This is a genomic window from Chryseobacterium sp. PTM-20240506, assembly GCF_048296755.1.
GTDB classification, from domain to species: Bacteria; Bacteroidota; Bacteroidia; order Flavobacteriales; family Weeksellaceae; genus Chryseobacterium; species Chryseobacterium proteolyticum.
The window spans coordinates 482,245-501,788 of sequence record NZ_CP182581.1 but is presented as its reverse complement, the minus strand read 5'-3'; the positions used below and the strand labels follow the sequence as shown (position 1 = coordinate 501,788).

15 protein-coding genes are annotated in these 19,544 nt (G+C 37.7%); 8 read left to right on the top strand and 7 right to left on the bottom strand.

Annotated features, from left to right (window positions below):
* Positions 1-34 precede the first annotated feature (34 nt).
* Positions 35-439 carry a hypothetical protein gene (locus tag ACNFU2_RS01955; protein ID WP_172283382.1) on the top strand — a complete coding sequence of 135 codons (405 nt, stop codon included), beginning with the start codon at positions 35-37 and terminating at the stop codon, positions 437-439.
* A gap of 74 nt (positions 440-513) precedes the next feature.
* Here ACNFU2_RS01955 and ACNFU2_RS01950 read toward each other — a convergent pair whose 3' ends face one another.
* Positions 514-1,794: an epoxide hydrolase family protein gene (locus ACNFU2_RS01950; RefSeq protein ID WP_273647787.1), complete on the bottom strand. Its 1,281-nt coding sequence runs from the start codon at positions 1,792-1,794 to the stop codon at positions 514-516.
* A 357-nt stretch (positions 1,795-2,151) separates the two neighbouring features.
* On the opposite strand from ACNFU2_RS01950, the gene ACNFU2_RS01945 reads away from it, so the two are divergent.
* Positions 2,152-2,586, top strand: a complete 435-nt coding sequence (locus ACNFU2_RS01945) for an organic hydroperoxide resistance protein (RefSeq protein ID WP_273647786.1) — start codon at positions 2,152-2,154, stop codon at positions 2,584-2,586.
* A 46-nt stretch (positions 2,587-2,632) separates the two neighbouring features.
* Here the strand turns inward: ACNFU2_RS01945 and ACNFU2_RS01940 are convergent, their stop codons facing one another.
* Positions 2,633-3,955 carry a serine hydrolase domain-containing protein gene (locus ACNFU2_RS01940; protein WP_273647785.1) on the bottom strand — a complete coding sequence of 441 codons (1,323 nt, stop codon included), beginning with the start codon at positions 3,953-3,955 and terminating at the stop codon, positions 2,633-2,635.
* Positions 3,956-4,076: 121 nt separating this feature from the next.
* Positions 4,077-6,719: a glycoside hydrolase family 2 TIM barrel-domain containing protein gene (locus ACNFU2_RS01935; RefSeq protein WP_306611954.1), complete on the bottom strand. Its 2,643-nt coding sequence runs from the start codon at positions 6,717-6,719 to the stop codon at positions 4,077-4,079.
* Positions 6,720-7,069: 350 nt separating this feature from the next.
* Here ACNFU2_RS01935 and ACNFU2_RS01930 point away from each other — a divergent pair, with 350 nt between their 5' ends.
* Together ACNFU2_RS01930 and ACNFU2_RS01925 are read left to right on the top strand one after the other, a co-directional pair.
* A complete protein-coding gene (locus ACNFU2_RS01930; protein WP_418123478.1) occupies positions 7,070-9,880 on the top strand; it encodes a TonB-dependent receptor in 2,811 nt (936 codons plus the stop codon).
* A 44-nt stretch (positions 9,881-9,924) separates the two neighbouring features.
* Entirely contained in the window at positions 9,925-10,920 is a 996-nt protein-coding gene (locus tag ACNFU2_RS01925) for a phytase (RefSeq protein ID WP_306612903.1), read from the top strand.
* Positions 10,921-11,093: 173 nt separating this feature from the next.
* Here the strand turns inward: ACNFU2_RS01925 and ACNFU2_RS01920 are convergent, their stop codons facing one another.
* The 3 genes from ACNFU2_RS01920 to ACNFU2_RS01910 all read right to left on the bottom strand — a co-directional run bounded on the left by ACNFU2_RS01920 (position 11,094) and on the right by ACNFU2_RS01910 (position 14,154).
* On the bottom strand, positions 11,094-12,509 hold the full coding sequence (locus ACNFU2_RS01920) for an alkaline phosphatase (RefSeq protein WP_418123476.1): 1,416 nt from the start codon (positions 12,507-12,509) through the stop codon (positions 11,094-11,096).
* Between the two features lie 97 nt (positions 12,510-12,606).
* Entirely contained in the window at positions 12,607-13,809 is a 1,203-nt protein-coding gene (locus ACNFU2_RS01915; protein WP_273647780.1) for a GTP-binding protein, read from the bottom strand.
* Positions 13,810-13,815: 6 nt separating this feature from the next.
* Positions 13,816-14,154, bottom strand: a complete 339-nt coding sequence (locus ACNFU2_RS01910) for a MerC domain-containing protein (protein ID WP_273647779.1) — start codon at positions 14,152-14,154, stop codon at positions 13,816-13,818.
* 90 nt (positions 14,155-14,244) lie between these two features.
* Here ACNFU2_RS01910 and ACNFU2_RS01905 point away from each other — a divergent pair, with 90 nt between their 5' ends.
* From ACNFU2_RS01905 to ACNFU2_RS01890, 4 genes are all read left to right on the top strand, one after another.
* A complete protein-coding gene (locus ACNFU2_RS01905) occupies positions 14,245-14,631 on the top strand; it encodes a Fur family transcriptional regulator (RefSeq protein ID WP_172283402.1) in 387 nt (128 codons plus the stop codon).
* Between the two features lie 117 nt (positions 14,632-14,748).
* Complete coding sequence (locus ACNFU2_RS01900) at positions 14,749-17,325, top strand: phosphatidylglycerol lysyltransferase domain-containing protein (RefSeq protein WP_273647778.1); 2,577 nt, start codon at positions 14,749-14,751, stop codon at positions 17,323-17,325.
* Between the two features lie 4 nt (positions 17,326-17,329).
* The gene (locus ACNFU2_RS01895; RefSeq protein WP_273647777.1) at positions 17,330-18,016 is read left to right on the top strand and encodes an alpha/beta fold hydrolase; all 687 of its coding nucleotides are present in this window, start codon (positions 17,330-17,332) and stop codon (positions 18,014-18,016) included.
* A 61-nt stretch (positions 18,017-18,077) separates the two neighbouring features.
* Entirely contained in the window at positions 18,078-18,323 is a 246-nt protein-coding gene (locus ACNFU2_RS01890) for a redox-active disulfide protein 2 (protein ID WP_200245706.1), read from the top strand.
* A 50-nt stretch (positions 18,324-18,373) separates the two neighbouring features.
* On the opposite strand, the gene ACNFU2_RS01885 is transcribed toward ACNFU2_RS01890, so the two are convergent.
* Entirely contained in the window at positions 18,374-19,543 is a 1,170-nt protein-coding gene (locus tag ACNFU2_RS01885; RefSeq protein ID WP_273647776.1) for a MalY/PatB family protein, read from the bottom strand.
* Position 19,544: the final 1 nt, after the last annotated feature.

The following is a 19,544-nucleotide window of genomic DNA, read 5'->3' as shown; positions in this document are numbered from 1 at the left end:
ATCATTTTTAATAACCTCCTTAACACTAAATATTATGAACGTTGCAGACTTAAAGATTAGAAATTTAGTTGAGTACAAAAATCAAATTTTCACAATCACAGAGATCTTCCAAAATAATGCAAAAGATTATTTTGTAAAAATTGAAAATGATATCCAAAGTATCTCTGCCCCGGCTGATGCCATCAATCCAATCCAGATCACTGAAGAATGGCTGGAAGAATTCGGTTTTTCAAGAACATACAGTTCTGAACAACGCATCCGGTATGAGCGACCGGAAGAGTTTATTAAATATGACATCGATCTGAGCCCCAAAAAAATCGTAGAAGGTTTAAAGATTTACGGCAACTCAATCCGGTGCAGATACATTCATGAGTTTCAGAATATTTTTTCATGCCTTTTCGGAAAAGAGGCCTTTACACGAATGCAATATCACCAATAATGTAAACATAACAACTATATATAAATCCACAGCTTTCTGAAGCTGTGGATTTTTTTGTTTCTGTTTTATCCCATTTATTTTCTTAAAGGCTTAAATGCCGACCGGAGTTCCTGTGCAAAAATCTGGGGCTCTTCCCAGGATGCAAAGTGTCCTCCTTTTGTAACTTCATTAAAATACATCAGGTTAGGATATGCCTTTTCTGCCCATGTTTTGGGAGCCTGATAAATTTCTCCGGGAAATACAGTAATGGCTACAGGCACTTTGATGTCTCTTGTTTTCTGCTCTACGACATTAAAATTGTTATTATTATTTTCCCAGTATAGTTGTGCAGATGAAACAGCGGTATCCGTGAACCAATATAAACTGATATCATCAAGCATCTCATCTTTCGTCAGGGATTTTTCAGCATTTCCACCACTGTATGTCCATTCATTGAATTTATCCAGGAAAAAAGAGGCTAGTCCTGCAGGTGAATCTGTTAGTCCATAACCAAGTGTCTGAGGACGTGTTACCATCATTGCAGCATAACCACCGCCGCGGGTATATAATTTATTCAATGAGGCAAAAGCTGCTTTTTCTTTTTCTGACAAACTTTCAGGTGCCGGGCCTCCCGCTTTTAGAATATCAGCTATTTCTGCAGGCACAGTTGCAGGCATATTGACATGGATTCCCAGAAGCCCTTCCGGAGCCTGACGGCCCATCGCATCGGCAATAACCGCACCCCAATCTCCTCCCTGGGCTACATAATGATGATAACCCAGACGTTTCATCAGAACATCCCAGCTTTTGCCTATCCTTTCAACATCCCAACCTGTTGTTTTAGGTTTTTCTGAAAACCCGTAACCAGGCATAGAAGGAATTATTACATCAAAAGCGTCTTCAGCTTTTCCACCATATTTTACAGGATCTGTAAGAGGTTCAATGGCTTTTAATTCTTCAAATACAGACCCTGGCCAACCATGCGTAATAATCAAAGGCATTGCATTTTTATATTTCGACCGTACATGAATGAAATGAATATCCAACCCATCTATTTTAGTTATATACTGTGGATAGGCATTTAGTTTATTTTCCGCCTTATGCCAGTCATAACTATTTCCCCAGTATTTTACAAGATCCTGAATCTGGTTTAGTCTTACTCCTTGTGACTGGTCTGTTACCGTCTCTTTACCTGGCCATCTGGTCGCATTGATCCGCTGGCGAAGTTCTTTGATGGCAGTTTTGGGAATACGTACATGGTAAGGGCGGATGGTTTCAGTTTCTTTTGTTGTATTCTGTGCAAAAGATGTTGCTGATAATAACATAAATACACCTGCAGTAATAGTCGTTTTTAAATTGTTTGCTTTTGTTTCCATTGTTTTGATTTTAAGAAGTTGATTTTTTAATTATTTTTTCGGCAAATGTATTGTGCTGCTCGTCGCAGATCAATCATCATCAGGTCCAATAAGACTAAATGAACGATAAACCGGTCATTTCAAAACTTAAAATCTACACCCGCTTTTTGAGTACTTATTCTGATCATTATTTTCTGCTCTAATCATAGTATATCCTTCAAAATTGTTCTTCCTAAAACCCCTGAAAAATATCCCAGATCCTATTTGCCCGCCTCATCCTCCAAAATGTCTGTTTCACCCTTATGAAGCTGGTAACCGAAGAAGATTCAGACTTTCTTTGCAAAGTATTTCAACAATTATTAACTAAAATTTACACTCATGAACAATGATCAAAAAACAGCAGAAATAGTAAAAGTACTCTATACTGCGAAAACAAAAACTACGGGAGGACGACAAGGCAACGCTAAAAGTGATGATGGAAATCTGGATCTGTTATTATCTCCTCCGGGATCAAAAATGGCGGGGACAAATCCGGAACAGTTATTTGCTGCAGGATGGTCCGCCTGCTATATCGGAGCTTTAGGTCTTGCTGCCAAAAAATTGGGAGTACTAATCCCTTCTGAGACTTATGTGGATGCCGAAGTAGATCTGGGAATGAATGGGGAAGACTTCCTTTTACAGGCCCGGCTTTCTATTGCTCTTCCTGGTTTGGAAAGAGAGATTGCACAGCAATTAACAGAACTCGCTCATCAGACCTGCCCCTATTCTAAGGCAATACACGGTAATATCAAGGTAAGTACTACTCTTATTTAAAAAGAAAATCCACAACATTGAAGTTGTGGATTTTTTTAGAATTTAATCAATTTACCTTTTTAGTTTTAAGATGTAATCCATCCGATATCATCTCGAGTTCATAAACTCCTGTATCTTTGTTTAAGGTAAATATCAGTCCGTCATTTGAGGCAGGATCAAAAAAGAATGTAAATTCAGAATCAGGGACACCTTCTGAGGTCTCGCCATCTTTGTTAGTAATGTACAATTTTCCCTCCTTAATGGTAATGACTAAATATTGAGATTGGTCGATTTCGAGAATGTATTTTCCTTCATACCGCTTCATTACATTTTCAGATAGACTAATCTTTTGTCTTTTTATTGCTCGAGGAACATGGTATGCTTTTCCTTCAAATATCTTCACGATATCTTGCGTCACCTGTTGAAAAGGAACTCCGGTGTAGTTGCTTAGAAAAATGAAATCAAATCCGGTTTTCCGGTTTTTATAAAAATAAGCCCGGTATCCAGGTCTGCCGCCAGCTTGTGCCAATACATCATTTTCGTCAAACAATTCTTTAATAAGATCTTTTTGAAGATGTTTACCATTAAAACCTTCTTGGGAGAAATGGAAAAGATCATCAATCGTTGAAGCGTAATTGCCGGTTTCAAACCGATCGAGTTCCTTTGCAGAAGCTTTAATTATTTTCCCATCTTCTATATCAAATCCATTCACAAAATTTTTAATCGGACTCTTACCATTATATTCATTGGTATTGTGAAGACCAATAGGGTCAAATATTTCTTTTTTTATGAATTTTAGATAACCCTCAGAAGCTACTTTGTTAATAATGTTATGCAATAATAAAAATCCAATATTGGAGTATAATGTCTGGGATCCGGGTTCAAATAAAAGTTTTTCCTTTTTAGCCAATTCAATGATCTGGTCACCGGATAATTTATCAAACTTTTCATAATCTGTAATTTCCCTTGGTAAGCCAGACTGATGCTGCATAAGATGCCGGATGGTGATTTTTTCTCCTTCCGGAAAACCAGACAAAAACTTTGACAAATGATCGTTAAGCGATATTTTGTTCTGTTCTACCAATTTCAGGATTCCATATTTTACAAAAACCTTTGAAACAGAAGCAATAATAAATGTACTGTTTCTATTGATCAGCATATCCCTAGGTCCGTTTTGTAAATTGTATGTTTTATTGAGAAGCACCACTCCATTTTTTGCAATTATAACATTTCCATTAAACTGCCTTAGAGCTGTAAGAGATGAAAAATATTCATCTGCTTCCTTTTTTATTGTAGTATTTTCCACACCTACATTTAGTTGCGAACCTTCCTGACTAAAACCCAGTGAAAAGAACAGTAAAAAAAGCATCAGCGAAAATTGATATTTCATAATTATTGGTTTTTTGGTGGTAAAAGGCTTTACGAATAATCCGATTTAAAGTTAGAAAAATATAGTAATAAGTTTATTTTTTTACCTGTACCCAGCCTTATCCAAATCCTCTATTTTGATACTAAAATATCTTCCTAAGCTGTATTCCATTTAAAATGGCTTCGCCTTCATGAGGAATAAAACCAACTGTTATTCCCTGTCCTCTATTTACCAAAATAGTAGTTTTTGTACTGTATGCTGTAATAGGAGCAAGATGATTATCGTCTGAAAGATTTTCAAGAAAAATAAAACCATTCAGGGAAACATCAAATTTCCGAGTATATCCCAACTTATTTTCTGACCGGGTATTGCTTTCAAGGTTATACACCAACTTTTCCTGTTCCGTAGGGGTAAGGAGCTCCGCAAAGTGCAGTGTAATTTCGTAAAGTCCGTCAGGGACATCAGCTTTAAAGCTTTTCAGACCAACACGCTGTGTTTCATACATTGCATCATAAGCAGTTCCCAGTATATTTCTTCTTGAACCGTACTTTTCACTTTTTTCATCTTCCCGATACACTTTTCCGCCTACATATCCCCAGCTTCCCGGTTTATACTCCTGCTCAGGCACCCAGCTTTCTTTCGTTACTTCATCTTCAAACATTCTCTGATCTCCCAAACTTACATTTAAAGTTGTAAATGTATTTTCCGTATTTTTCAACTGATTGGCAATTACATGAAAATCAATGGCTATAAGATCTTCGTCACCTCTGTCCGTAACAGCTTTGAGGGTGTTAAGTCCATTTTTAAAACTGCATGCAAAGACAGCTTTCCCGTCTTTCACATTTTGTATGCCAATCAATTGTCCGTTATTCCAAAGCTTCACTTCTTTCTGATTGCTATACACTGTTACCGGTTGAGTGGCTTCTGTATTACTTCCGGGGTCCGCCTGCTGTGCCCGGTACAACCAGTCCGAGCCTCCAATTTTCACAAAAGGCTGTTGAGCCAATGCTGCTTTGTATATGAAATAGCTGTCTTTTGGTTTTCGGTCCGTCGTAAGTAATCCTTTGTTGTTAATATGAGGAACGGCTTCCTGACGGCTTTCGTTTCCAAACTCTGCAAGATTCCATACAATGGCACCTGCAATGAAGGCGTATTTTTTAATGATCTTAAGATAGGATTCATGATAAAGATTAGCATATTCCTGGGTTTTATCAAAAATTACAGGGCTGAAACTGTGAAGCCGGTAATCTGAATCTGCTCCGAACTCGGAAATAATCAAAGGTTTTAAAGGAAATTCTTTATGATGCTTTAAAACAAAAGTTTCAAAGTCTCCGAATTTCCCTCCATACCATCCCTGATATAAATTCCATCCCGCGATTTTAGGTATATCGATAAGTCCAACTTTTTTATATAAATCGAAATCTCCGTGAAATGCAATCATAGTATATCTTTCCTTATCTTCATCCCGGCAGAGATTTTCCATTTTCAGAGCAAGCTCATGAAGATTTTTCCAATACTTTTCTCTTTCCGGTGTTTTGTCCTTATACAAGGGCTGAATAAGAACCTCATTCATATAACTCCATATAACTACGCTCGGATGATTATAATTCTGCCGTATCATTTCACGTTGCATATCGAGCATATTATGAGTGTAAACTTCACTTTCGGTGATCTGATTGTTACCCGGTGTTTCCACAGCAGTTAATATTCCAAGGCGATCACATGCTTCCATAACAGCAGGATCCTGGGGATAATGAGAAACCCTTAAAAAATTTCCACCCATATCCTTCAGCCATTGCACATCATTGATATGCAAGGCGTCGGAAAGAGCAGATCCCATGCCTTTAAAATCCTGATGCCTGCTTGCTCCCATAATTTTATAGGGTTTACCGTTCAGATAAAATCCTTTTTCAGCATCGAAATGATACCATCTAAAACCTAAAGGATTGACCACCTCGTCATATACGATCTCATTTTTTGCATCTCTCAATACATTCACAACTTTATACAGGTAAGGATTTTCAGGACTCCATAAATTTGGTTTTTTGATGTTTTTTACCTGAACCGTAAAGCTTCCATCCTTATCAGGATCCGTTTCAGAAACGGCGACCTCTTTGCCTTCTTTATCATAAATCGTTGTTGTAATTTTAACCTTTTTGCTGACAGAAACTTTCCCCCTGATCTGAACACTGGCAGATTCTTCACTTACGGAAGGAGTAGAAATAAACACACCGCTACTTGCATAATTATCCATATCGAAATGGTTTTTGTCTACTGCAATGAGATAGACATCCCGGTAAATACCACCATATACGCTGAAATCTCCTCCAAGCGGGGGAATATCAGGATCATGGCTGTTATCCACTTTTACCCTGATTGTATTTTTTCCTTCGTTTAAAAGGCTGGTAATATTGAAACTAAATGCAAGATAAGATCCTCGATGTACCCCCGCCCTTTTACCATTTACAAATACTTCTGCAACCTGGCTGGCCCCTTCAAAATAGAGGTATATGTTTTTATCCTTCCAACCCTCAGGAATGTACAATTCTTTCTGGTACCATCCTATTCCCCGATAGTACCCGGGTTCATCATCCATAACATCTTCAACATTCCATGTATGGGGAATATTTACCTGCTCCCAATATCCTTTTTTATTATCATCTTTTTCAACTCCTCTGTGAAATTGCCAGGAAGTATTAATACTTTGCTTGATCCTTTGTGAAAAAGACACAAACGGAATTAATGACAGGAATACTATAATCAGATTTCTTATCGAATAGGTCATACTTCGGGATTTTGGAAATAATTATTTGTTACAATGTAATTATTGTCTCAAATAGAGACAAATACAAATTTAATAGAAATTATCGTGCTTTAGTTTTTTTTCTTTCTTTTAGTTAATTCACATTTTAATATAAAAACCATTCTTATATTTCATTGTAAGACATTCCATATGCTTTTAGTTCAAGTCCTATCCATTTAATTAAAAAACAACTTTATTTGTTTATAATTACATTAAAATTTAAACATAAAAACTCACATATTATTAATAATTTATTAAAGCAACGTTCATCTTAATTTCAGCCCGTTCCAAGCTTTAGAACCTATTTTTACACTGAGAATTAATATACTAAAGTGAAGAAAATTTTAACGTCTGTTCTATTGTGTGCATCCATCTATTTTTATGCACAATCCGGGACCGTTTCCGGAAATATCAATGATGATTCGAAAATTACATTACCGGGAGCAAAGATCTCCCTTGCACCTGGAAACATTTATACGACATCGGATGAGCATGGAAATTTTGTTTTCCTGAATGTTCCTGCGGGAAATTATACAATGAAGGTAGATTATATGGGATATGGCAGTAATGAATACAACATTGTGGTGGAAGCAGATAAAAACACCAGACAAAACATCATTTTTACCAGAAAAGAAACCCAGATTAAAGAGGTTGTGGTAACCGGGGCCACTTTACGGAACCAGGCCAGAGCCCTGAATAAACAAAAGAATAATGCCAATATTACCAATGTAATCTCTTCTGATCAGATTGGGCGTTTTCCGGATGCCAATATTGGGGATGCTTTGAAAAGAGTTCCTGGAATTACGATACAGAATGACCAGGGGGAAGCAAGAAATCTTATCATCCGAGGGCTCGCTCCCAATCTGAATTCGGTGACTTTAAACGGTGACCGTATCCCATCTGCAGAAGGTGATAACAGAAATGTTCAAATGGATCTGATTCCGTCCGATATGATTGCAACAATTGAAGTCAACAAAACATTGACGCCGGATATGGATGCGGATGCAATAGGTGGATCTGTAAATCTTATTACAAGAGCTTCACCTAACGGGCAAAGAATTTCCGCAACATTAGCAGGCGGATACAATCCGATTCGTGAAAAGGGAAATTATACCGCAGGCTTCGTATATGGAAACCGATTTCTGAATAATAAACTGGGTGCCGTTTTTAGTTTTTCCTATAATAATAACAATTTCGGATCGGATAATATAGAACCGACCTGGAGCCTTGCCGAAGATATTGCAAAGACAGCCTATATCAGTAAAATGGGAGTTCGTTATTATAATGAACATCGTATACGACATAGTTTTGACCTGAATATGGATTATGAATTCAATTCGAAAAACAAAATTTATGCTTCTGCAATGTATAATTTCAGGAATGATAAGGAAAACAGGTATGCTTTGGGCTACAAAATAAAACCTGTGTATAATACGGATGAAACTGAAATCACAGGATGGAGCGGAAGTATTACGAGACAAGATAAAGGTGGAGATGCTGCTAACGATAATACGCGTCTTGAAAAACAGAAAGTTCAGAACTATGCATTAAGAGGAGAACATCTCCTGGGTTCCAAAATTGATCTGGACTGGTCTATGAATTATGCTACCGCCAGTGAAAAAAAGCCTCATGAACGACATATAGAGTTTGAACGTAAAAACGTAAATTTCCTGAGTGACCTCAGTGATCCGGAAAGACCAATGATCAATCCTGCAACATCAGATAATCTCGGGAGTTATAAATTAAGTGATCTTTCTGATTCCAACAGTTTCACCCAGGAAAAGGAATTCGGAGCAAAAGTAAATCTACGTTTCCCACTTTCTGTGATTGAGGATCAGAAAGGAAGATTACGTGTGGGAGCGCGTTTACGTATAAAACAAAAAGAAAGAGAAAATGATTATTATGCTTTTGAACCGCTTAACAGTTTGGGAAGTCTTTTAACGGTTCCAACTACCTATTTTGATGGTTATAACTTTCAGCCGGGTAATTATGTTCCGGGGGCTTTTGTAAGTACGTCGTACATGGGAGGACTGGATCTGTTTAATCCCAATCTATTTAAAGGAGAACTTAAGCCGGAAGAATTCCTTTCCAGTAACTACCGTGCAAAAGAGCATATATATGCCGGATATATCCGATGGGATCAGGATCTCAGTGACAAATTCTCTATGATTGCCGGTGCGCGTCTTGAAACGACCACAATTGATTATACAGGAAACTATGTAATGGATGAAGAAAATCTTGTAGGAAAGATCAATAATAAAAACACATACACTAATATTTTACCTAATATTTCCTTCAAATATGTTCCGGAACAGAATCTTGTTTTCCGGGCTGCTTTTACTACGGCTTTGGCACGTCCTAATTATTATGCACTCGTACCTTTCTTAAACGTTATTTTGGCAGATGAGCTGATATCTGCAGGAAATCCAAATCTTAAAGCAACATATGCGTATAATTTCGATTTCATGGCAGAAAAGTACTTTAAATCAGTGGGGATTCTTTCAGGAGGTGTCTTTTATAAAAACCTGAAAGACTTTATTTATACCTATTCCAGAAAAAACTATACAGCGGCGGATTTTTCACAAGATTTTACAGGTCAGACCAATCCTATTCCTGACGGGGAGAGTAACTGGAGATTTACGCAACAAAGAAATGGAGATAATGTAGACATCTATGGTTTTGAGGTCGCTTTACAGAGACAGCTGGACTTTATTCCGGGGGCATTCTGGAAGGGTCTTGGAGTATATGTTAATTATACCTATACTAAATCCAAAGCCAAAGGAATTACGAACGAAGAAGGTGTGGAAAGAACAGATGTAGGATTACCGGGAGCAGCTCCCCACATGTTCAACGGATCTCTGTCGTGGGAAAATAAACGTTTTTCAGCAAGGGTTTCTATGAATTATGCATCTTCTTATATTGATGAACTGGGTGGAAATTCGTTCGATGACCGCTATTATGACAAGCAGTTGTTCCTTGACGCAAATGCCTCATTCAAAATTACCAGCCAGCTGAGAGTATTTGCTGAAGCCAATAATTTAACGAATCAGCCGTTAAGGTACTATCAGGGAATTCAAAGCAGAACAGCTCAGGTAGAATATTACAGGCCCCGGTTTACGATGGGTGTAAAGTTTGATTTTTAATGTTATACAGAATGATAAAGATAAATACACGTGTTGCTCTCATCATGTTACCTTTGCTCATTAATTGTGCAGGACAAAATGAATTGGGAAAAAAAATAGAACCAACTGTTATTACAGAACAGGTCGGTTATGATACCGATGACCCGGCTATCTGGATCAATCCGGAAGATGCTTCAAAAAGCATTATCATAGGTACCGATAAGGATACCAATGGCGGGCTGTATGCTTTCGACCTGAATGGAAAGATCATTAACAAAGTTACGGGCTTAAAACGTCCGAATAATGTAGATCTCGAATATGGATTTTATTTACACGGAAATACAATAGATTTTGCTGCCGTTACAGAAAGGGAAACGAATACAGTTAGACTTTATTCTCTTCCTGAATTAAAGGAAGTTGGTGCATTCCCTGTTTTTGATGGTGAAAAAGAGCGATCTCCCATGGGAATTTCTCTTTATAAAAACCCTGAAACAGGCGATTTTTTTGCTGTTGTCGGAAGAAAATCCGGACCGGCAGATGGCTATTTGTGGCAATATAAATTAACCGAAAAAGAAGGGAAAATTACGGGCGAGGTTGTACGGAAGTTTGGAAAATACAGTGGCTTGAAAGAAATAGAAAGCATTGCGGTGGATGATGAAGCAGGATATATTTATTATTCTGATGAACAATTCGGGGTGCATCAGTATTATGCAGATCCATCTAAAGGAAATGAGGAACTTCTGGTTTTCGGAAAGGGTGATTTCACATCTGATGTGGAAGGAATTTCCATCTACCCTACTTCTTCAAAGAATGGATATATCCTTGTTTCCAACCAGCAAAAAGATACTTTCAACGTCTATATGAGGGAAAATCCGTCAAAAGGAAAGATTGCAGAAATTCCGGTTTCAACCAGTGAAAGCGATGGTTCGGAGGTTACAAACGTAAACCTTGGTCCAAAGTTTCCAAAAGGGATGTTTGTAGCAATGAGCAACGGAAAGGTTTTTCATCTGTATGACTGGAGAACGATTGAAGATAGAATTAAAAGCCAGATAAAGAACTGATTTTCAGTATGGATAACTGATGTAAAATATATTCATCATTGAAATACCACGGTTGAAATCTATTTTTAATATAGAAAAACAAGAAGCCTTTACTATTACGTAAAGGCTTCTTTCCACCAAAAGATATAAATATGAAAAAAAAATATTTATTCTGAAATCCGGATACCGCAAGATCAAAGCTTACCGGTATGTGCTGAAAGCTCTGTGGCTTCAAGCATGATATAATGTAAATCTGTGTTTTTTACGAAAGGTTTTAGCAGTTCACTTCCCGGCCCGAACATGGCAAGTTCCACATAATCACCCGAGTGATCCATGCTGATCCAGCCAACAGAATTATGCTTTTTCTGAATTTCCGAATACAGTTTAAAGGGAAGCTTTTTATAATTATATAACCCACCTTCTTTATCAAGACTGGTGTAGAAACTTAAAAGACTTTTAGCTTCATCATCAGCCAGGCTTATGGCGTTGGTCTCATAGATCCAGTCTTTCGTTTGCTGCAGGTTAAAATCGGGATGGATTGCATTCAGGACATATTCATTGGTGAATTTATAATGGGCAATAGTATTGAAGTTTCGGGTAGCATCCGCGCCATAAATTGTTCCCGGATTGGCATTGCCGTGATCTGTGGTGATAATAACCAATGTGTTCTTATCTTTTTCAGCAAAATCAACAGCTACTTTTACAGCTTCTTCGAAAGCAATCTGATCATGGATAAGTGCCGCAACATCATTTGCATGTGCAGACCAGTCCACCTTACCTCCTTCAATCTGAAGCACAAAACCTTCTTTATGATCTTTCATCTGGTCTATTGCCGTCTTTGCCATCTCAGCAATTGTTGGTGTAGATTGTAAAGCTGCTATATTAGCCCTATCAATTGAATAAGGTAGTGCTCCTGTATTGAATACTCCTAATACCGGTTTGCTTTTATCGATATTCTGCAGATCCGAACGGTTTTTTAGAATCTGATATCCTTTTTGTTTATACAAACCGTATACATCTTTTTTGTCTTCTCTTTTCGCGGGATTAAAAAATTCATCTCCTCCCCCCATCATCACGTCAAATCCTATTTCAGCATACATTTCCGCAATTTCAGGCTCGGCATTCCTGCTGGCTGAATTGATACAAAAGCCGGCAGGTGTGGCATGGGTAATGGTTACAGTAGTGACACATCCTGTTTTTTTACCCGCTTTTTTAAATTTCTGCCAGATGGGAACATATTTTTCACCATTAGCGCCGATATTTAGTACGCCATTCTTTACCCTGAACCCACCACCGAAAGATGAGCTTGCAGCAGCAGAATCGGTAACAATTGAACTCGCAGAGGCAGTATCCATAAATGCTCTGGATACTTTATTTTCTTTATATAAATTGATCCAGTTTCCACTTTTCCCAAGGATATTCTGGGAATACAGGTTCGCTAACGCCAGTGTTCCGGAACTCATTCCATCGCTTACCATAAAAATGATATTCTTAGCTTTTTTGTAGGATTTGGGTTTTACAGCAGGTTCGGTGGCCAGAACATTAACCGGATTAATTGCAAACAATCCGGAAAGCAATGCCGAACCTTTTAGAAACTTTCGTCTGTTCATTTTCATTAACATTTCACGATGCAATATAGATAATTAAAATTTAATAATGAAACAATGTTGCATTAATTAATTGTAAATTTAATTTTAACAGAATTGATCATATATTCTGCGGAAAAGGATCCTGAAAAATTACAGATTCATCAAACATTTTCTTTTCATCTCCGGTTAAGAGACAATACTCCAGATCTGCCATCATCTTTTCCTGATCTAAATTCTGCCCGATAAAGACCAATTCATTGATGCGGTCCCCCCAGTTTTTATCCCACCGGCTTTCTATAAATTCCTGATTTTGCAGAAATGAAGAATACTGCACTCTATTGCTCATAGGCATACTGGACCACCATACTCCTGCTTTTTCAAGACGGAAAGAACCGCCTGCCTGCGAAAAGTTCAATGCGTCATCAGGACGTGAAGCAAGCCAGAATAAACCTTTTGCCCGTAAAGCACCTTCCGGATATTGTTCGTTCAGATAGGTCCATAACCTCATCGGATGGAATGGCTTTTTGTTTCTGAAAACAAATGATCCTATTCCATATTCTTCAGTTTCCGGAGTATGATGTTCTGCTTCCAGCTCTTTCTGCCATCCGGCAGATTGTTGGGCTTCTTCAAAATCAAATAAATGAGTATTCAGTATTTCCCCGGGAGCTACTTTCCCAAATTCAGAAGTGATAATCCTTGCAGCAGGATTCAACTTTCCGATGGTTGCTTTTAAAAAGCCAATAGTTTCTGAGTTTACCATATCCGTCTTATTCAATATGATTACATTGGCAAACTCTATCTGATCCGTCAGCAGATTTACGATCGTACGGAAATCACCTTCCATATCAGTAAGATCGCGGTCCATTAATAACTCGTTGGAGCCAAAATCTTTAAAAAAATTAAAGCAATCCACTACAGTAACCATTGTATCTACATAGCTGAATGCGGAAAGATCAATCCCGTTTTCCTCATCTGCATAGGTAAAAGTTTGTGCTACTGGAACAGGCTCACTGATACCGGTGCTTTCAATTAAGAGATAATCAAATCTTTTCTCTTTTGCCAGCCGTTCTACTTCAATCATCAGATCTTCGCGAAGAGTACAGCAGATACAGCCATTACTCATTTCCACCAGCTTCTCTTCTGTACGGGATAATGTACCCTGATTTTCTACAAGGCGTGCATCGATATTGATTTCACTCATATCATTAACGATTACCGCTACTTTTAAACCTTCTTTATTGTGTAAAACGTGATTCAGTAATGTCGTTTTTCCGGCACCAAGAAATCCGCTGAGCACGGTTACGGGAAGTTTATTCTCCATAATAGGTTAATGTTGATGATTATTAAAATTGAAAATATGGCCTGCAATTAAACCTGCAGCTCCAACATATATTAAAGGAATATGGATTTCAAAAATCAGGTCTACCAATACAGACACGGAGATTAAAAGAATGGAGATCCAAAACCACCATTTCAGCCATGTTTTTGAGATTTTCTTCGTGACTCTATAAACTACGATGGCTCCGATGAGCAGAAACGCCAGATCGATATAGGGATTGTGGGATATTCCAAGGGGAACGATCATCAGTAAAGGAAAGACAATACAATGAATCAGGCATAAAACCGCTGCGGAAATACCTACTGCATCTAAAATTTTTGATTTCATAAATGATATTTAAGTTTAAAATACTTATCGTAACTTTGTTGCAAATGTAGATATTAATTTTAATTAATGCAACAAAGTTGCAATAAAATCATGAAACAAGTCAGAAACACCCAGGCCAAAACAGAAATATTAAACATTATTAATAGCTCTGACAGCGCATTATCTCACACTGCTATCCAGGAAAAAATCGGGGATCTGTGCAACCGTGTTACCACTTACCGCGTGCTCGACCGTCTTGAAGAGGAAGGAAAAATCCATAAGATCGTTAATGTGGATGGTGTTGTAAATTACGCAAAATGCCATCATTGCACAGAAAATGATCACTCTCATAATCATATTCACTTTAATTGTGAAAAATGCTTGTCTGTAACATGCATAGAAAATGTGGTTCCTGAAATAACACTCCCTAAACACTTTGTTGCCAAAAGCTACAATTTTGTGGTAAGTGGAATCTGTCCGAAATGCTATCAGAACTAACAACAGGTTACTTTAAATAAAGTAAAATATCTGTGAATTGCTACACGTTTTTTATTTATTTTTGATTTCAGGACATTTCAGCGTAAAAAATACATGAAAGGGTTCTATATCACGAATATGAAAAACATAAAATTTTCAAAAATCTTCAGGCTGGTTCGTTGGAAAGAATTTCTGGCAGTTATTATTTTATTACTGGCCTTCGTATTTTTCCGCAGTGAAAGACACGAACTCGCAACCATAGGCCCTCAATTGCAAAACTCAAAATTAAGCTGGGTTCTGACAGGTATACTTTTAACATTGATTTATGTCCTGCTCCAAGGTTTAATGTATGTAACGAGCTTTCGTGCAACCCAACTGAATGTAGGGATATCTGATGCCACCGTTTTATTTTTAAAACGAAACTTTCTCAGTGTATTTCTTCCTGCCGGAGGTGTAAGCTCGCTGGCATACCTTCCCAGGAATATCAGAACAAAAGGATATAAATCCTCCAAGATCCATCAGGCAAGTGCAATTTATGGATTTGTAGGATTACTAACGGTAATGATCGTAGGAATCCCGTTAATTGCTTACGCAGTCCTGATCAATAAAAGCTTCAATGACAGCTGGGTGGGGATTATTGTCTTGGCTGCTATTCTTTTAGGCAGTTATTCAGTATTCGTTTCGTTCCGTAAGAAAAATTCCTTCTACCAGTTTCTGGATCGGAAATTTCCTAAATTCATTGCTTCCATAGATGAGATATTCAATAATGAAATCGACAGAAAGTATTTCTGGATCACTATTTTAGTTTCAGTACTTATTGAATTCTGTGGTGTTTTCCATCTCCTGATTGCCATGTATGCTTTCGGAGTTCCGGCATCATTTTCTGCTGCAGCGATATCGTATGTTGTTTCGATTCTACTGATGATCGTCTCCCCTTTCCTCCGTGGCTTGGGAGCCGTGGAGTTTTCGCTTACCTATATTCTTACGAACTTCGGATACAGCCACGCTGACGGTTTAGGCATTACTCTGCTCTACCGTTTTTTTGAATTCTGGATTCCATTGGTTCTTGGGATTTTTGCTTACCTATGGAGCGGACGGAAACTATTGGCCCGTATTTTACCTGTAGTTATGATTTTTTTATTGGGCATCATCAATATCCTTTCGGTAATTACTCCAGCCCTTACGGATCGTTTACACATCCTGAAAGGGTATCTGCCCTGGGAGCTGATCCATATTTCCAAAATGATCACGCTCATTTCCGGGGTCTTGCTGCTTGTAACCTCCGCTAATCTTTTCCGGGGATATAAAAGAGCCTGGTATTTTGCAGTAGTACTCACCATAGTATCCATTATTTTTAATTTGTCTAAAGCACTTGACTATGAGGAGGCCTTATTTTCTGCATTTACTTTGGGACTTCTCTGGTACAGCAGAAAGGAGTATATCTTTACGACTAAAATCGTTTCTTTACAAAGAGGTTTCAGCTGGTTTTTAGGAATATTCACCATTATCCTTATTTTCAACTATTTCAGCTTTTACTTTATCAGTAAATCCCATTTCGGCATTGATTTTACAAAGAAAGAAGCCCTTTATTATACATTGTACACATTCCTGCTGTTCAAAGATTCGGGACTTACCCCTCTTACCGGATTTGCACGGGATTTCCAGAACCTTAACTATATTCTTGGGGTAATTTCCTGGTTGGTGCTCATTCTTTCGTTTTACAGAACTCATTCCTGGGTCGTGAAAGATGAGAAAGAAAATGCCATTAACGCTAAACAGCTGATAGAAGAATTCGGAACATCTTCATTGGATTATTTTAAGTTGGCCAAAGAAAAGGAGTTTTATTTTTCTGAAGAAATTAATGGGGTTGTGTCTTTTCGTACGGCGAATGGATTTGCAGTTGTTCTCGAAGAGCCCGTATGCGCTGAACATCACAAAACAGACCTGATCAGGGAATTCGATCTGTTCTGTAAGAAAAACAATTTAAAAACCTGCTATTACAGAGTGAGTGAAAGTGGTATTATTTATTTTAATCCCTTAAAAAAACAAAAATTGTTTATCGGTCAGGATGCCATCCTGGATGCTGAAGGTTTTACGCTTACAGGAAAAGATAAAAAGACGATCAGGAATGGCATCAATGCGGTTGAAAAGTCCGGTTATATTACGGAAATACGATATGCGCCTCAGGATGATAAAACTATAGACCAGATCCAAAGTGTTTCTGATGAATGGCTCAGGGAATTTGATAAAAAGGAAATTGTTTTTGCAGAGGGAATGTTTGATCGCGATACGGTAAGAAACCAGGATCTTATTACCATTTCTGATAATAACGGACGATGCGTTGCATTTCTGAATATAATTCCCCATTGTGCTCCTGACGAGTGCAGCTATGATATGATCAGAAAAACTGAAGATGCTCCCAACGGCAGTACTGATGTACTGATCGTAAAACTTGTAGAATATGCCAAAAGCAAAAACCTGAAATACATAAACATGGGAATGACTCCAATGGCAGGGATACAACAGACCCATAATACGGCTGAGGATATCATGAAGTTTGCATATCAGAGGGTCGGTAGCTTTAAACATTATCAAACACTGCGAAACTTTAAAGAGAAATATGCCAGTCTCTGGGAAGATCAGTATCTTGTTTATAACAGTGATTTTGAACTGCTCCAGATACCAACGGCATTAAATAAAGTGATGAAACCATAGAAAAATGATGAATAGACTACGAAAATTCGGCAATCTCCTATCATTATCCCTACTGATCATTTTTTCAGGCTGTCAAAAAGATAATGACTTCAAAATAACGGAATGGAATTCAAACACCGACAAACCTGTTATCTTTTACATCAGTGGCGACGCCGGCTTTAATACTTTTACAAAAGGCCTGGGTACAGATCTCCACAAATTAGGGTATGATGTGTTTGCTTTGGACACGAAGGCTTACTTCTGGAATAAAAAAACACCGGAACAAACTTCCGGAGATATAGAGAATTACATCAACCAGCAATTGCAGGGACGGAAAAATCAAAAAGTAGTTCTTCTTGGGTTTTCATTTGGTGCTGATGTAACTCCATTTGTATATAACCGTTTTACTCCTGATCTGAAAAGCAAGATCCAAAAAGTATTTATTATGGGGCCTTCCAAAAGCAATGACTTTCAGATTCACCTGGATGAATATTTTGGAGTTGAGCCCAAAGGAAGTGTACAGGTCATCCCGGAGATCAACAAAATGGGAACAGTTCCTGTACTGCTTATTGTAAGTGATTTTGAATTTGCCCATTTTCCGTATTATGAAATAAAGCTGGGTAGTAATTATAAGATGAAACATATTCCGGGAAACCATCATTACGGAAATAATACGAAGATGCTGGCCAACTTTATCAATCTTAATTTATAAAATACAGCGACCGCACCGGTTGGAAAAATTAATAACCTTGAAGTCATCAACAAAAAATAATATGAAAAATAAACCAATAACAGAATACACCAATGAGGAACTCATTAATCAGGAAAAAAATTCAAAAGCAATAACCATTTTGCTTATGGTTGCTATTCCACTTTTATTCTTTAGTAATCTTTTTCTAACATTCAAACACAAATTCAGTGCTTTGGCCGTGATTCCTATCGCTCTGGTTCCTATTTTAATTGTAAATATTAATAAATGGAAGCAACTTAAAAAAGAAAAGGCCGATAGAAATCTATAAAATAAAAGCCTTCCAGAATTATTGAAAGGCTTTTAAAATAGGAATATAAGTTAATCCCGTTTCTTATTGATATATTTTTCAAACCGTTTTAAACCTTCTTCCAAAACTTCTCTGGGACAGGCAATGTTCATTCGCAAAAAACCTTCCCCGGAACTGCCATACATTGTTCCCGGATTCAGCCACAATTTTTCTTCCTTAAACAGGAGTTTTGAAAGTTCTTCAGATCCTTTACCCAAAATCCGGCAATCCAGCCATACAAGGTAGGTCGCCTGTAATAGGCCAATGGTTATATTGGGTAAATGATCTTTGCAGAAATCTTTTAAAAACAGATAATTATTATACAAATATTCTTTTAATTCCTCCATCCAGTCCCTTCCATGTGTATAGGCAGCAATTAAAGCTTCAGCCGCAAATGGATTGATACCATAAGTCTCCTGTACGGATAATATTTTTGAAATTTGTTTTTTAAACTCCTGATCTTTAGTAATAACATATGACACAGGCAGGCTGGACAAATTAAATGTTTTACAGGGAGAACCGCAGGTTACAGAAAGTAGATCATAATCTTCCGCTACAGAAAGAAATGGCACATGCTTGTTTTCTTTATACACGATATCGGCGTGAATTTCATCAGAGATAACCATCACATTATGTCTCGAACATATTGAAGCTATTTTTTCCAGTTCCTGTCTTGTCCATACTCTTCCTACAGGGTTGTGGGGACTACAAAGCAGCAGCATTTTATTCTGAGGGTCTGAAGCCTTCATTTCGAGGTCTTCAAAATCAATCTGATAGTTTCCGTTTTCGTAGATCAGATGATTTTCAACCGCATGGCATCCGCAATTTTCAATCAGTAAAAAAAAATGGTTGTATACAGGTGATTGTACTATAATATGATCTCCCGGCTGAAGGTATGTTCTTACAATAGCAGAAATTACCGGAATCATTCCCGGAACAGGAAGCAGCCATTCTTTTTTTAAACTGACCTCATGACTTGTTTCCCACCAACTGATAATTGCATCATAAAGTGCATGGGGAGTAAAGCTATATCCAAACATTCCCTGTTCAGCTTTCCGTGAAAGAGCATTTATGATTTCAGGAGGGGTTTTAAAGTCCATATCAGCCACCCACATGGGGAGTACATTATCATCTGCCACAGAATCCCATTTGATGGAATTGGTGCCTCGTCTGGAGATTATTTCGTCGAAATTATAAGTCATT

What these genes read in the sequence shown, in the direction of transcription:
- ACNFU2_RS01910 (WP_273647779.1), bottom strand. Translation starts at nt 14,154, where the DNA reads ATGAAATCAAAAATTTTAGATGCAGTAGGTATTTCCGCAGCGGTTTTA.
- ACNFU2_RS01925 (WP_306612903.1), top strand. Translation starts at nt 9,925, where the DNA reads ATGTTACCTTTGCTCATTAATTGTGCAGGACAAAATGAATTGGGAAAA.
- ACNFU2_RS01920 (WP_418123476.1), bottom strand. Translation starts at nt 12,509, where the DNA reads ATGAACAGACGAAAGTTTCTAAAAGGTTCGGCATTGCTTTCCGGATTG.
- ACNFU2_RS01950 (WP_273647787.1), bottom strand. Translation starts at nt 1,794, where the DNA reads ATGGAAACAAAAGCAAACAATTTAAAAACGACTATTACTGCAGGTGTA.
- ACNFU2_RS01935 (WP_306611954.1), bottom strand. Translation starts at nt 6,719, where the DNA reads ATGACCTATTCGATAAGAAATCTGATTATAGTATTCCTGTCATTAATT.
- ACNFU2_RS01905 (WP_172283402.1), top strand. Translation starts at nt 14,245, where the DNA reads ATGAAACAAGTCAGAAACACCCAGGCCAAAACAGAAATATTAAACATT.
- ACNFU2_RS01900 (WP_273647778.1), top strand. Translation starts at nt 14,749, where the DNA reads ATGAAAAACATAAAATTTTCAAAAATCTTCAGGCTGGTTCGTTGGAAA.
- ACNFU2_RS01955 (WP_172283382.1), top strand. Translation starts at nt 35, where the DNA reads ATGAACGTTGCAGACTTAAAGATTAGAAATTTAGTTGAGTACAAAAAT.
- ACNFU2_RS01945 (WP_273647786.1), top strand. Translation starts at nt 2,152, where the DNA reads ATGAACAATGATCAAAAAACAGCAGAAATAGTAAAAGTACTCTATACT.
- ACNFU2_RS01940 (WP_273647785.1), bottom strand. Translation starts at nt 3,955, where the DNA reads ATGAAATATCAATTTTCGCTGATGCTTTTTTTACTGTTCTTTTCACTG.
- ACNFU2_RS01895 (WP_273647777.1), top strand. Translation starts at nt 17,330, where the DNA reads ATGATGAATAGACTACGAAAATTCGGCAATCTCCTATCATTATCCCTA.
- ACNFU2_RS01890 (WP_200245706.1), top strand. Translation starts at nt 18,078, where the DNA reads ATGAAAAATAAACCAATAACAGAATACACCAATGAGGAACTCATTAAT.
- ACNFU2_RS01915 (WP_273647780.1), bottom strand. Translation starts at nt 13,809, where the DNA reads ATGGAGAATAAACTTCCCGTAACCGTGCTCAGCGGATTTCTTGGTGCC.
- ACNFU2_RS01885 (WP_273647776.1), bottom strand. Translation starts at nt 19,543, where the DNA reads ATGACTTATAATTTCGACGAAATAATCTCCAGACGAGGCACCAATTCC.